This window comes from Methylobacterium sp. 190mf (assembly GCF_900107945.1).
Taxonomy (GTDB): domain Bacteria; phylum Pseudomonadota; class Alphaproteobacteria; order Rhizobiales; family Beijerinckiaceae; genus Methylobacterium.
On sequence record NZ_FNVI01000039.1, the window covers coordinates 1 to 12,728 of the forward strand.

General features: G+C 71.1%; 15 protein-coding genes. 6 read left to right on the top strand and 9 right to left on the bottom strand.

All coding sequences use genetic code 11. From position 1 onward, the window contains the following. Together C4T42_RS28705 and C4T42_RS28710 are read left to right on the top strand one after the other, a co-directional pair. On the top strand, nt 1-316 hold a 316-nt coding region (locus C4T42_RS28705; protein ID WP_146074060.1), incomplete at its 5' end, for a transposase. 129 nt (nt 317-445) lie between these two features. Next, the gene (locus tag C4T42_RS28710; RefSeq protein WP_020092173.1) at nt 446-1,105 is read left to right on the top strand and encodes a phosphoribosylanthranilate isomerase; all 660 of its coding nucleotides are present in this window, start codon (nt 446-448) and stop codon (nt 1,103-1,105) included. 10 nt (nt 1,106-1,115) lie between these two features. Here the strand turns inward: C4T42_RS28710 and C4T42_RS28715 are convergent, their stop codons facing one another. From C4T42_RS28715 to rpsA, 4 genes are all read right to left on the bottom strand, one after another. Further along, nucleotides 1,116-1,484 (bottom strand): LapA family protein, encoded by a 369-nt coding sequence (locus tag C4T42_RS28715; RefSeq protein ID WP_026604778.1) that lies wholly within the window; start codon nt 1,482-1,484, stop codon nt 1,116-1,118. An 18-nt stretch (nt 1,485-1,502) separates the two neighbouring features. Next, nucleotides 1,503-1,814 (bottom strand): integration host factor subunit beta, encoded by a 312-nt coding sequence (locus C4T42_RS28720; RefSeq protein ID WP_012319412.1) that lies wholly within the window; start codon nt 1,812-1,814, stop codon nt 1,503-1,505. A gap of 50 nt (nt 1,815-1,864) precedes the next feature. Further along, nucleotides 1,865-2,827 carry a signal peptide peptidase SppA gene (gene sppA, locus C4T42_RS28725; RefSeq protein WP_103986332.1) on the bottom strand — a complete coding sequence of 321 codons (963 nt, stop codon included), beginning with the start codon at nt 2,825-2,827 and terminating at the stop codon, nt 1,865-1,867. 342 nt (nt 2,828-3,169) lie between these two features. Beyond that, on the bottom strand, nt 3,170-4,882 hold the full coding sequence (gene rpsA, locus C4T42_RS28730) for a 30S ribosomal protein S1 (RefSeq protein WP_010683172.1): 1,713 nt from the start codon (nt 4,880-4,882) through the stop codon (nt 3,170-3,172). 541 nt (nt 4,883-5,423) lie between these two features. Between rpsA and C4T42_RS28735 the strand changes: the two genes are divergently transcribed. Next, nucleotides 5,424-6,191 carry a Crp/Fnr family transcriptional regulator gene (locus C4T42_RS28735; RefSeq protein ID WP_103986333.1) on the top strand — a complete coding sequence of 256 codons (768 nt, stop codon included), beginning with the start codon at nt 5,424-5,426 and terminating at the stop codon, nt 6,189-6,191. Between the two features lie 34 nt (nt 6,192-6,225). On the opposite strand, the gene C4T42_RS28740 is transcribed toward C4T42_RS28735, so the two are convergent. Continuing rightward, entirely contained in the window at nt 6,226-7,074 is an 849-nt protein-coding gene (locus C4T42_RS28740) for a transglutaminase family protein (protein ID WP_103986334.1), read from the bottom strand. A gap of 373 nt (nt 7,075-7,447) precedes the next feature. Between C4T42_RS28740 and serA the strand changes: the two genes are divergently transcribed. Continuing rightward, complete coding sequence (gene serA / locus C4T42_RS28745; RefSeq protein WP_103986335.1) at nt 7,448-8,698, top strand: phosphoglycerate dehydrogenase; 1,251 nt, start codon at nt 7,448-7,450, stop codon at nt 8,696-8,698. 154 nt (nt 8,699-8,852) lie between these two features. Beyond that, nucleotides 8,853-9,332 (top strand): hypothetical protein, encoded by a 480-nt coding sequence (locus C4T42_RS28750; RefSeq protein ID WP_103986336.1) that lies wholly within the window; start codon nt 8,853-8,855, stop codon nt 9,330-9,332. A gap of 3 nt (nt 9,333-9,335) precedes the next feature. Here the strand turns inward: C4T42_RS28750 and C4T42_RS32150 are convergent, their stop codons facing one another. Then, nucleotides 9,336-9,488, bottom strand: a complete 153-nt coding sequence (locus C4T42_RS32150) for a hypothetical protein (protein ID WP_165923077.1) — start codon at nt 9,486-9,488, stop codon at nt 9,336-9,338. Nucleotides 9,489-9,793: 305 nt separating this feature from the next. On the opposite strand from C4T42_RS32150, the gene C4T42_RS28755 reads away from it, so the two are divergent. After that, nucleotides 9,794-10,009: a hypothetical protein gene (locus C4T42_RS28755; RefSeq protein WP_020092165.1), complete on the top strand. Its 216-nt coding sequence runs from the start codon at nt 9,794-9,796 to the stop codon at nt 10,007-10,009. Nucleotides 10,010-10,331: 322 nt separating this feature from the next. Here the strand turns inward: C4T42_RS28755 and C4T42_RS28760 are convergent, their stop codons facing one another. The 3 genes from C4T42_RS28760 to C4T42_RS28770 all read right to left on the bottom strand — a co-directional run bounded on the left by C4T42_RS28760 (nt 10,332) and on the right by C4T42_RS28770 (nt 12,326). Further along, the gene (locus C4T42_RS28760; protein ID WP_020092164.1) at nt 10,332-10,664 is read right to left on the bottom strand and encodes a hypothetical protein; all 333 of its coding nucleotides are present in this window, start codon (nt 10,662-10,664) and stop codon (nt 10,332-10,334) included. 345 nt (nt 10,665-11,009) lie between these two features. Beyond that, the gene (locus C4T42_RS28765; RefSeq protein WP_103986337.1) at nt 11,010-11,588 is read right to left on the bottom strand and encodes an NAD(P)H-dependent oxidoreductase; all 579 of its coding nucleotides are present in this window, start codon (nt 11,586-11,588) and stop codon (nt 11,010-11,012) included. A gap of 72 nt (nt 11,589-11,660) precedes the next feature. After that, nucleotides 11,661-12,326 (bottom strand): cell wall anchor protein, encoded by a 666-nt coding sequence (locus tag C4T42_RS28770; RefSeq protein ID WP_103986338.1) that lies wholly within the window; start codon nt 12,324-12,326, stop codon nt 11,661-11,663. Nucleotides 12,327-12,728 lie beyond the last annotated feature (402 nt).

The window sequence follows — 12,728 nt, forward strand, 5'->3', positions numbered from 1 at the left end:
AGTCTACGTCGATCAGGTCCTGGTGCCCGAACTCGCACCCGGGGACATCGTGATCATGGACAATCTCGGCAGCCACAAAGGCCCGGCCGTGCGCGCGGCGATCGAGGCGGCGGGCGCGCGGCTCCTGTTCCTCCCGCCCTACTCGCCGGACTTCAATCCGATCGAGATGGCGTTCTCGAAGTTGAAGGCGGGGCTGCGCAAGGCCGCCGAGCGCACGCGCGAAGGGCTCTGGACCACAATCGGGCGGCTCGTCGATGCCGTCACGCCCGACGAGGCTGCAAACTTCTTCGTCGCGGCAGGATACGACCCCAATTAAACCGAAACCGCTCTAGGCGAGCGGCCCTGCCGGCCGGCACTGCCGGGTGGGCGGTGCGGGCGCGACCGGTATGACCGCTCGGCGCGCCGCGGGCCTGCTCGTCGGTGCGGGATCGGCTATAGGAGACCGATGGCCTCCTCCCCGCCCCCGACCCGCGTGAAGATCTGCGGGCTCAGCACCGAAGCGACCCTGACCGCCGCTCTGGAGGCCGGGGCGGACTGGATCGGCCTCGTGCACTTCCCCCGCAGTCCCCGGCACGTGGCGCTGGCGGGGGCCGCCGCGCTGTCCGCTCTGGCCCGCGGCCGGGCCGAGCGGGTCATCCTGCTCGTCGATCCGGACGACGCGCTTCTCGCCGCGTCCGTCGAGGCGGTGGATCCGGATCTCGTCCAGCTCCACGGCCGGGAGAGCCCGGAGCGCGTCGCGGCGATCCGTGCCCGGACCGGGCGGCCGGTGATGAAGGCGCTCGGCATCGCGACGTCGGCGGATCTCGCGGCCCTGCCGGCCTACGCGGCGGTCGCCGACCGGATCCTGCTGGACGCCAAGGCGCCGCCGGACGCCGCCCTGCCGGGCGGCAACGGCCGGCGCTTCGATTGGGAGATCCTGCGCGGCGCCGCGCTCCCGCCCGGGACCATGCTGTCGGGCGGACTGGATGCCGGAAACGTGGCCGACGCCCTCGCCCGCACGGGGATCGGCGCCGTCGACGTCTCGTCGGGTGTCGAGACGGCGCCCGGGGTGAAGGATCCGGCGAAGATCGCGGCCTTCGTGGCGGCCGCGCGCGGCCGGCGCTGAGGGGGCCGCCTCAGCGCGGGGCCGGCAGGGCCGTCCGGCCGGTATTCGGGACCGTGTAGACGCCCGAGGTCTCGGTCTCCGGCGCGTAGGCCCGCAGGCGGGTCGCCTCGCGCTCGTGCCGGACGGCCTCGCGGCGGTGATAGCGCGCCCGCGCGCGGGTCTTGCCCTGGCCGAGCCACGTGAAGATGCCGCCCACCACGATGCCCAGGGCCACCGCGCCGAACAGGATCGCGTAGAGCGGGAGATCGACGCTGAAGACCGGCGCGTCCACGTTGAACGGATCGAAGGAGAGCCGCACCGGCGCGCGATTGGCCACCGCCAGGAGGATCACCAGGGCGGCGATCGGCAGCAGCACGAGGCTCTTCAGGAAACGGATCATCGCGCTCACAGGTCCTTCCTACTCGGCGGCCGAGGCATTCTCGCCGATCCCGGCGGCGTTCAGGCGCTGGCGCATCTCCTTGCCGGTCTTGAACACGGGGATCGCCTTCTCGGACACGGCAACGGCGGCACCCGTGCGCGGGTTGCGTCCCCGGCGCGCCTCCCGGCGCTTGACCGAGAAAGCGCCGAAGCCGCGCAGCTCGACCCGGTCGCCGCGGGCCAGCGCGTCGGAAATGGTGTCGAGGATCGCGTTGACCAGGATCTCCACGTCGCGCTGGTAGAGATGCGGGTTCTGCTCGGCGATCTTGAGGACGAGCTCCGACTTGATCATGGCGTGGGATCTTCTCGCGGGATCGGGGCGGGCTGCGCGGCGGCGGTCGTTCAGGGTTCCGGGCGCCAGAGGGCGAGCATCCCGCCTCGGGCGGCCTCGGCCTCGGCGCCGACGGATCGCAGCCGCGCCGCCAGGCCTTCCAGGCCGAGGAGGTCGGCGCCGATCCCGGCGGCCGACCACAGGGAGAACCGGCTCTCCGAGGCAGGCTTCCAGTCCTTGATCGGCAGGTTCGTCTGGACGCCGCGGGCGCTCTCCAGCCACGCCACCGCCTGCCGCTCGCCGCCGAGCTCGTCGACGAGCTTCAGCGGCACGCTCTGGCGCCCGCTGAACACCCGTCCGTCCGAGACGGTGCTGAGCTGGGCCGGATCCATGCCGCGGCGCTCCGCGACGAGGCCCTTGAACCACGCGTAGGTGTCGCCCACCACGGAGGCCAGCGCGGCGCGCGCCTCCGGCGAGGTCGGGGTGAAGCCCGAGGGCTCGGCCTTGAGCGGCGACGACTTCACCGACTCGACCTTGACGCCGACCTTGTCCAGCAGACCCGAGAAGTCGGGGTACTGGAACAGCACGCCGATCGAGCCGACCAGGCTGGTCTCGCGCGCGACGATGTGATCGGCCGCGATCGCGGTGATGTAGGCGCCGGACGCGGCGGTGCCGTCCACGAAGGCCACGATCGGCTTCTTGGCGGCGAGCGTCCGGAGGTTGCGGAAGATCTCCTCCGAGCCCGTAGTCGTGCCGCCCGGCGAGTTGATCGAGACGATCACGCCCTTCACGGCGTCCGAATCGCCGACCCGCTTCATCAGCTTGGCGGTGGCCTCGCTCCCGGCGATGAAGCCCGAGACGGAGATGCGGGCGATCTGGGGCTGCACCGCGAAGGCGCCGTCCGCGCCCGTCCGCACCCGGTACCCGAGGGCCCCGACCGCCACGATGAGGCCGCCGACGCCGAGCACGCGCCAGAGGGACAACCTGCGGCGCAGGCGCCGCCGGTCAATCAGCAGTTCGGCATCGGCTGCCATGCTGTCGCTTCCCCTAAAGCACCCCGACCGGCCCCTCGACGGGGTGCGGGAGGCGTACCCCCGCGCCGGGCAAGTCCTTGGTTTCCTTCGGCTCGCCCGGCCCGAGCCGAGCGAGGCCGGTGTTCTAGAGCATTTTCCGCGGGCCTGGATACGGGGCGCGCGAAGAAAATGACGGGGCCGCCCGTCGCTGTCGCGTCGGGCGGCACGACCGGACCGGCCGCGCGCTCCTGGCAACCTTGGATTGCCGGCGCCCAAAGAAAAACCCGCCCGGGACCGGGGTCCCGCGCGGGTCTCAACCGTCGGCTCCGCCGCCCGGACAGGCCGGGCGGCGGAGCCAGTGTCTCACTCGTCGTCGGAGCGCTTCTTGTTGAAGGCGGCGCCGAGGATGTCGCCGAGGGAGGCACCCGAATCGGCAGAGCCGAACTGGGCCATGGCCTCCTTCTCCTCGGCGACCTCGAGGGCCTTGATCGAGACCTGCACGCGGCGGGCCTTCCGGTCGAACTGGACGACGCGGGCGTCGAACTTCTCGCCGGTGGCGAAGCGCTCGGGGCGCTGGTCGCCGCGGTCGCGGGCGAGTTCGGCCCGGCGGATGAAGGTCTGCATGTCGGTGTCGACGATCTTCACCTCGACGCCGGCATCCTTGACCTCGACCACCTCACAGGTGACGATCTGACCCTTCTTGATCTCGCCGGCCTCGGCGAAGGGGTCACCGCCGAGCTGCTTCACGCCCAGCGAGATCCGCTCCTTCTCGACGTCGACGTCGAGAACCTGGGCGCGGACCATGTCGCCCTTCTTGAACTCCTCGATGACCTGCTCGCCGGGACGGTTCCAGTCGAGATCCGACAGGTGGACCATGCCGTCGACGTCGCCCTCGAGGCCGATGAACAGGCCGAACTCGGTCTTGTTCTTGACCTCGCCCTCGACCTCGGAACCGACCGGGTGCTTCTCGGCGAAGGCCTCCCAGGGGTTCTGCAGGGTCTGCTTGAGGCCCAGCGAGATGCGGCGCTTGACCGGATCGACCTCCAGGATCTGAACCTCGACCTCCTGGGAGGTGGAGACGATCTTGCCCGGATGGACGTTCTTCTTGGTCCAGCTCATCTCGGAGACGTGGATCAGGCCCTCGATCCCCGGCTCCAGCTCCACGAAGGCGCCGTAATCGGTGATGTTGGTCACGCGGCCCTTGAGCTTGGCGCCCTCCGGGTAGCGGGCGGCGATGCCCTCCCACGGATCGGCGAGCAGCTGCTTGATGCCGAGCGAGATGCGGTGCGTCTCGTGGTTGATCTTGATGATCTTGACCTTCACGGTCTGGCCGATCGTGACCACCTCGGACGGGTGGTTCACGCGGCGCCACGCCATGTCGGTGACGTGCAGCAGGCCGTCGATCCCGCCGAGGTCGACGAACGCGCCGTACTCGGTGATGTTCTTGACGACGCCGTCGATGACCTGACCTTCCTCAAGGTTGGCCACCAGCTCGGAGCGCTGCTCGGCGCGGCTCTCCTCGAGGACGGTGCGGCGCGACACGACGATGTTGCCGCGGCGGCGATCCATCTTGAGGATCTGGAACGGCTGCGGGGTGCCCAGCAGCGGGGTGACGTCGCGGACCGGGCGGATGTCGACCTGCGAGCGCGGCAGGAACGCCACGGCGCCGTCGAGGTCGACCGTGTAGCCGCCCTTGACCTGGTTGAAGATCGTGCCGGTGACGCGGTCGTTGTTCTCGAACGACTTCTCGAGCTTGACCCAGCTCTCCTCGCGGCGCGCCTTGTCGCGCGAGATGACGGCCTCGCCGAGCGCGTTCTCGATCCGGTCGACGTAGACCTCGACCTCGTCGCCGACCTTCAGCTCGCCCTCGCGGCCGGGACCGGTGAATTCCTTGAGCGCGACACGGCCTTCCGTCTTGGCGCCGATGTCGATGACGGCCACGTCCTTCTCGATCGCGACGACGCGACCCTTGACGACGGAGCCTTCGGTGATCTCGTGTTCGAGGAAGCTCTCCTCGAGGAGGGCTGCGAAATCCTCGCGGCTCGGGCCACGCCCCAGAGCGGTACCTGCGGTCATTCTGTCTCCTGAACGGCCCCCGGCGGAGGCCCGTTGCGTCGGCGGCTCGCGTTGCAGGCGCCCCCGTTCGCCGCGGCCTTCCCGGAGTCTTTCGGGAGAGGCGACCGGTCCCGCGGGACCCGGTTTGCCGACGCGTCGATACGGATGACGAGGGCGGTCCGTCCGGCGGCCCGGCGGGCGCGCCAGAAGACGAGCGCGCGAGGGCGGATCCGGGAGGACGCGCGTCCCATACAGCATCGGCCTTGCGACTTCAACCGATTAGGGTTTTAGGCTCGCGGGGCGGAGGACGGTCCGCGGGGTCCGGGCGATATCGGTGGTCTTGCCGCCGGCCGCAGATCCGGCAAACTTGTCCGCCGTCGAACGTTTGCGGTCGCGCTTCCGACGGCCGAGGGGGCAACCCCGCTCGACCGAGGTCCGCGCCGGTCGGCGATCCGGGGCGTAAGGGGGTGAAGCGTGGGTTGTCCTGATCTCGACTCTCGGGCTGCCCGCCGTCGGCGCGGCGGCACCGCGCGCTCCGCGCGATCCGGGGCCTGAGCCCCCGATGCCGAACGGGTACAACACCCCGATGGAGATGCTGGCGCGCAAGCTCGACAGTATCGCGCGGCTCGCCGATTCCGACCGCGCGGCGCTTCTCGATCTGCCGCACACGGTCCGGAACCTGCCGGCCCGCCACGACATCGTCCGGTTCGGCGACCGACCGACCCACAGCTGCCTCGTCCTCCAGGGCTGGGTCTACCGCTACGCCGCCCTCGCCGAGGGGGGGCGGCAGATCCTGTCGTTCTACATCGCGGGCGACCTGCCGGATCTGCAGAGCCTCCACCTGCACCGGATGGATCACAACCTCGCCACCCTGACGCCCTGCGTCGTGGCGCTGATCGCGCACGACGACCTGCGCGCGGTCCTCCTGCGCAATCCGGGGCTCGCCGGCACCCTCTGGCGCGACAGCCTCATCGACGCCGCCCATTACCGCGAGCGGATCACCAGCCTCGGGCGGCGGCAGGCGCTGGGCCGCGTGGCCCACCTGTTCTGCGAGCTGTACCTGCGGCAGAAGGCGGTCGGGCTCGCGCGCGGCCTGAGCTGCCCCCTGGTGCCCAAGCAGTCCGAACTCGCCGACGCGCTCGGCCTGACGAGCGTCCACCTGAACCGGGTCCTGCGCACTCTGCGTGGACGTGGGCTCGTTACGCTGAGCGGCGGCATCCTGACCATTGAGGATTGGGACGCGCTGACGGAGGTTGCGGAGTTCGACCAGACGTTCCTGCACCTGGCGAACAACCCGGCGCCGGCCCGAGAGACCGCCGAGGCGGTCTAGCGGGTGGGGCCGGGTGACGCGGCGGGCGCGCGCCTCAGGCGGCCCGGGCCAGGGTCTCCGGCGGCTCGACCACCGCGTCGGTGTGGACGTCGAACCGGACCAGATGGGCGGCACCGAAGCTCGTCGTCAGGGCGCAGTCGGTGGCGTCGCGGCCGCGGGCCATGACGATGCGGCCGATGCGGGGCCTGTTGTGGCGGGCGTCGAACGTGTACCAGCGCGGCCCCTCGGGCCCTTCCAGGAAGACCTCGAACCACGCGGAGAAGTCCATCGGCGCCGGGTCCTTCGGCACGCCGATATCGCCGAGGTAGCCGGTGGCGTAGCGCGCCGGGATGTTCATGCACCGGCACAGGGTGATCGCCAGATGCGCGAAGTCCCGACACACGCCGACGCCCTGCGTGTAGCCGTCGAAGGCGGTGCGGGTCGCGTCGGCCTGCTGGTAGTCGAAGCGCAGGCGGGTATGGGCGAAGTCGACGATCGCCTGGACGCGGGCCCAGCCCTCCGGCGTGCCGCCGAACAGGGACCACGCGATGCCCGACAGCTTGTCGGTGTCGCAGTAGCGGGAGCCGAGCAGGTACGGCACGACCTCGTCGGGCAGGTCCTGGACGGCGATCTGCCGGGCGCCGGGGACCTGATCGTCCGGCAGCCCGCTGTCGGCGATCGTGAAATCGGCCGCCATGGTGATCCGGCCGCCCGGCGCGACGATGCGCGTGCAGACATTGCCGAAGGCGTCGACGTGCTGCGACGCCGCGACCGGCGGATCGAAGGCGATCACCTCCGGCGTCAGGAGGTCGCCCCGCCGCTCCGGGCGCACGTTGAGGAGCAGGTTCATCGGCGTGGGGCCGAACGTGTCGAAGGCGATCGAGAAGCCGGTGCGGATATGCATCGTCGGGGACCGTGAGGAAGGACGCCGGCCGACGGAGCGGCAGGCGGGTCGTTACAGTACAGGGCCCAATAAGCCGCGAGCCGGGGTCGAGTTCCGTCGATCAGGTCAGTTCAGGCCGGTTTGAACTGCCCGAATATTTGGCAGAGCGGTGCCCGCGCCGGAGGTGCCGCGCCCGGACCGGCCGGCATCCGATGAGCCATGCGATAGCCTTGCGGGAGCCATGCGGCAGGCAGTGGGCGGGGCTGCGGTCAAGCGGGGCGGTCCGTCACCGCGCCATGTTGCAACGCACACGGCGCCCTCTTATCCCAGGCCGCTCGACTCCAGGGCCTGCCGGCACCGCCCGGCCCGGCCTGCTGCCAGACGATCGACGCCCATGACGCCCGACAAGCTTTCTCTGCCGAAGGACAAGATCCGCGTCCTGCTGCTCGAGGGCATCAACGACAGCGCCGTGGCGCTGATGCGGGCGGCCGGCTACACCAACCTGACCCTCCTGCCGAAGGCGCTGGACCGGGAGGCCCTGCACGAGGCGCTCCAGGGCGTGCACATGGTGGGCATCCGCTCTCGCACGCAGCTCGACGCGGCCGCCTTCGAGGCGGCGGACCGGCTCCTGGCCGTGGGCTGCTTCTCGGTCGGCACCAATCAGGTCGACCTGGACGCGGCGCGCCACCGGGGCATCCCGGTCTTCAACGCGCCCTTCTCCAACACCCGCTCGGTGGCGGAGCTGACGATCGGCGAGATCGTGATGCTGCTGCGCCGGATCGTTCCGCGCTCGGTGGGCGCCCACGCGGGCCGCTGGGACAAGTCGGCGGTGGGCTCGCTGGAGGTGCGCGGCAAGACGCTGGGCATCGTCGGCTACGGCAATATCGGCACGCAGCTCTCGACCCTGGCCGAGGCCATGGGCATGCGCGTGCTGTTCTACGACCACACCGACAAGCTGCGCCACGGCAACACCGAGCCGGTCGAGACGCTGCACGCCCTGCTGGCGCAGAGCGACGTCGTCTCGCTGCACGTGCCGGAGACCGACGCCACCGCCAACATGATCGGCGCCGCCGAGATCCGGGCGATGAAGCCCGGCGCCTTCCTGATCAACAACGCCCGGGGCACCGTGGTCGATCTCGAGGCGCTGGCCGCGGCCCTGCGCGACGGCCATCTCAAGGGCGCGGCCGTCGACGTCTTCCCGGTGGAGCCCGGTTCGAACGCCGAAGCGTTCGTGAGCCCGCTCCAGGGCCTCGAGAACGTGATCCTCACCCCGCATATCGGCGGCTCCACCGAGGAGGCGCAGGAGCGGATCGGCTCCGAGGTGGCGCGCAAGCTCGTGGACTATTCCGATATCGGCTCGACGGTCGGCGCGGTGAACTTCCCGCAGGTGCAGCTCCCGGCCCGTCCGACCGGGACGCGGTTCATCCACGTCCAGCGCAACCTGCCCGGCATGCTCGGGCGGCTCAACGACGTGTTCTCCCGCGGCCACGTCAACATCGCCGCGCAGTTCTACCAGACCGACGGCGAGGTCGGTTACGTGGTGCTGGAGACCGACGCCACCGACGCGGATGCCGAGGCGCTGCTCACCGAGATCCGCGCCATCCCGGGGACGATCCGGGCCCGCCTCCTCTACGAGCGCCGCTGATCCCGAGGCGGGCGCGGGAATTTACGATGCGCGCGTGAACGCGGCGGGTCTTGCCGCGTTCGTCTTGCGCGGCCAAGCTGGCCGCTGTTCAAGTCAGGGACGGCACCATCGACGGCCTCGGCCGGTCGAGCGCCCGGCCGGCGGAGGAATTGCGGTGACGAAGCGTGTAGCGTGCGCATGGGCCGGCCTCGTGCTCGGCATCGTCGGGTCGGTCTCGGTCGTCTCCGGCGCGTCGGCGGATTGCCTGCGCCGGGTCTACAACCGGTCGAACCTCGTTCTGGTCGCCCGTCAGGACGGCGGCCCGCCCGCCACGCTGCTGCCCGGCCAGTCGCTCCCGGTGCGGCTGGCGCGGCCGGGCCAGATCGACATCACTGCCTATTGCGGTGCGCCGGGCGCGGGCGGGACCCCGGTCACCCAGCGGACCTTCGATTACGAGGCGGTGCTCGACCGCTGCTTCGTCCGGTTCGGGGGCGACCTGTTCGTGCCGCAGATCGGGCGCGGCTTCATCGGTCTCCAGGAGACGGCCCCGTTCACCGTCAACAACCCGCGCCAGGGCGACATCATCCTCGGGCCCGCGGCCGGCGCGTCTTGCCCGATGCCGGCCGCCGCTCCCGTGCTGAGCCGCCGGGGTTGAGCGTCAGAGATAGTGCCGGAAGACGACGCCCGCGTCGTCGGTCGCGCCCGGTTGCGCGGGCGACACCGGCCCGATGAACGGGCTCGCGAGGCGCAGGGCCACGAGTCCGAGGGCTGCGAGCGCCGGGGCGAGCAGGCGGAACGGGCGAGCGAGCATGGACGCCTCCGTCGCGCCGCCGATCCCGCCCGCGTCGTGCGGACAGACTGGGTGCGCCTGTGAAGGATCGCACCTTACGGCCGAGCTGGACGTGCCGAAGCGCACATGGGTAACGTTAAGGTCGTGCCCGGATCGCGGGGCCGGCGGGGACGACGTGACGGTCGGGCGCTTGCGTCCATCACCTCGCTGGCAAGTCCGCCGATGCCCTCCTATGCTGCCCACATCGGGGGCTGCCTGGGATCGCGCTGCACGGGCCGCGGCGGCGCTTCCCGGGTAGAACCGACTGCGTGAACGAGGACGCGCGTATGCTGACCCAGACAGGCAACTCGATTCTCCGAGGCGATCTCGGCGTCGAGGAGACCACCGAGTCCGACAACATCGTCCGCTGGGACGGCGAGCGGCTCTACGTGGAGCAGGACGTCTACCACAACGGGCAACTGGTTCACCGCAAGTACCGTCGCACCGTCACCGAGCCCGTCGCCCACGCGCTCTGGGCGATCATCAACCGCGCCAAGCAGTGAGCTGGCAGTGAGCTGGCGGGCGCGTCGCGGACGCGCCCGCCCGATCCGGGCTTCCGCCAGCCCCGGCCGCGCCGGAGCGGAGCCTCGCGGACGTCTCCGGTGAGCCACGGCGAGTCGGGGACCGGATCTTCGAGCGGTGCGGCAGGAGACGCCGCCTGTATCGGTTGCGCGGCGGGACGTTCGGTCCCGGATTCCGGTCCCTGCGTTCCAGATCCCCGCTGTCCTCGACGATCCCGCGGCGGTGCGTCCCAGCCCGAGGCGCGGCCGCACCGACATCGCTTCCGCGCCGGGCGCTCCGGGCTCAGCCCGAGACCGCGCGCAGCTAGGCGGCGACGGCCGCCGTCGGTGCGACGAGGGTGAGATGGGCCGGCCGCAGCGCCTCGAGGCGGTCATGGGCGTTGTCGAACGCGGCCCGGATCGTCGTGCCCGCGTCCTCGACGGCGACCAGCACCGCCAGCTTCTGGGCGGTGGCCCGATCGGCGAGACCGCGCGCGGCCGAGACGAGCGACTGCTCCAGGCTCAGGAATTCCGTCTCGGCATCTTTCCCGGCCTCGCGCGCCACCGACGCGAGGCGGTCCAGTACGGCTTCCAGGGCGTGGCGCAGGACAAGCGTCCGCACGCGCTCCTGCAGGAGCGCCCTCTCGTCGATCTTCATCGGAATCGGTCCGGGTTCGGGAACACGGCCAAGCTCTCATACTTCGGGGCTGTGTGCAGCCACCTTTTTGCAACAGCGCAATACTGTCTCGCGACATGAGCGCTCCGCGGGTTCAACGTCTCGCGGGCCCGATCCGGCACAGTTGTTCTACAATCGTGTGCCGAGTATTTGGGCATTTCCAGAATCGAATGCGCCGTCTCGACAGATTCAGCGCACAGAAACGCCCGCGTGGAGGCCCGGTTCGCCGTCCGAATACCTCCGCTCCGGCAGGGGCGATGCTGGGGGCCGCACCGCTCGAGCCACCGTCCGACCCGGGCCCGCGGCGTCCGGAGGGCGCTCCGCGGGTCAGTACGGCGTGCCGCCCCGGCGCCGCTCCCGCAGGGCCTCGGCGTGCCACTCCAGCTCATCGAGGAAGCGGCCGGCCGCCGCCGCGAGCCAGGGCTCGGCGGGGACGCCCTGCGCGTCGATGACCTTCTGGAGTCGCGGGATCGGCAGAAGGGAGGGGATGCTGGACATGCCCATCTCGGCGAGCATGGCCCGCAGCGGCATCGCGGCCCGGACGCCGCCGAACTGGCCGGCCGAGTAGCAGCAGATGGCCGAGGGCCGCCAGAAATACTCCTCGAGGAAGTGATCGAGCGTGTTCGACAGTGCCGGCGGCACACCGTGGTTGTACTCCGCCGTGACGACCAGGAAGGCGTCGGCGCGGCGGAAGAGGTCGGCGCAGCGCTGCAGGGGCTCCGGCGCCGTCCCGGCCGGGTATTCCTTGTACATCCGGTCGAGGAGCGGGAGCGCCAGCTCGGCCGGATCGACCAGGGGGGCGGCGTGGCCGCGGGACTCCAGCTGCGCGATCAGGAAGCGCGCGGCGCGGATGCCGATGCGGTCGCTCCGAACGCTGCCGAGGATCACGGGGACGGTCAGGGCCATGGCGCTCTCCGGTTGCCCCGATCATGCCAGAGGCGGCCACGCCGCTCCAGCCGCGGGCCGGGCCCGGGATCGTCAGGCCTTGGTGGTGCTGGTCAGCGCGGCCGCGATGCCGAGCGGTCCGCCGGCCGCGTAGGCGGTCACCGCCTTGGTCACCTGCTGCAGGAAGGATTGCAGGTCGCTGCCGCTGCCGGTCGCCGTCGCGGGATCGGCGGTCGCGGTGGCGGACGTGCTGGTGGACGTGCTGGTGGACGTGCTCGCGGACGAGGCCGCGGATGAGGCCGCGGACGCGTCGGTCGCGGTGCCGGCCTGGGCCGCACCCTCGCTCTGCTCGGCATCCGACGCCGGCCGGTGGCCGTGATGGCCGCGATGGTGATGGACGGCGGACGCACCGCCCGCGGCCTGACCGGGCGCCGTACCGGTGGCGGTGCCGGTCGTCGACGTGTCGTCGGCGATGGCCGCGGCTTCCGCGGGCGCCGTGACGCCGTTCTGCAGCCCCATCTGGCTGAAGTCCGACTGCAGCTGGAGGAGCGACGCCATCAGGTCGTTCGACAGGGTCGGCGTCGAGGCCGTCCCGGTCGACGGGGCGGTGTCGTCCGCGGCCGCCTGCTTGCCGGTCTCCTGGTTCGCCGTCGCGGCGGTGCCGACATCGAGGCGGGCAACGTTCGCCGCCCGCGCCTGCCTGAGGGCGCTGACGAGATCCCGCTGGAGTGAACTGCCCGAAACCGTGTTGACCGACATGGTACGCCTCCGCGACCGCCCTCACGGTGGTCAGGCACGGGTCGTTCCAGAATTTTCCCAATGATCTCAGCGGCGGGTCCGGGCTCTCGGCCGGCAGGATCGGCCGAGCGGCAGAATCTGCCGGCCGCGCCGACCGACGGATACCGCATCGGCACGGATTCGGTCGGGTCGCGCGCGCCGGTCGTCGCGACGGCGCAGCTTCTCGGGCGGTGCCGCGGTCGCCGCCACGGAGATCCGAGCCCGTTCGCATCGTCTCGCGCGGAATCTCGAACAGCCGCGACGTGCCGCCGTCGTCGCGCGATTGTCCGAAGTAGAACAGTCGATCGATCGCTCTATCGCAGTCGCGATGAGCGGAGGTGCCTGTGTCGTTCTATTCGCGCGCCACGGCTCAGCTCTCGAGCG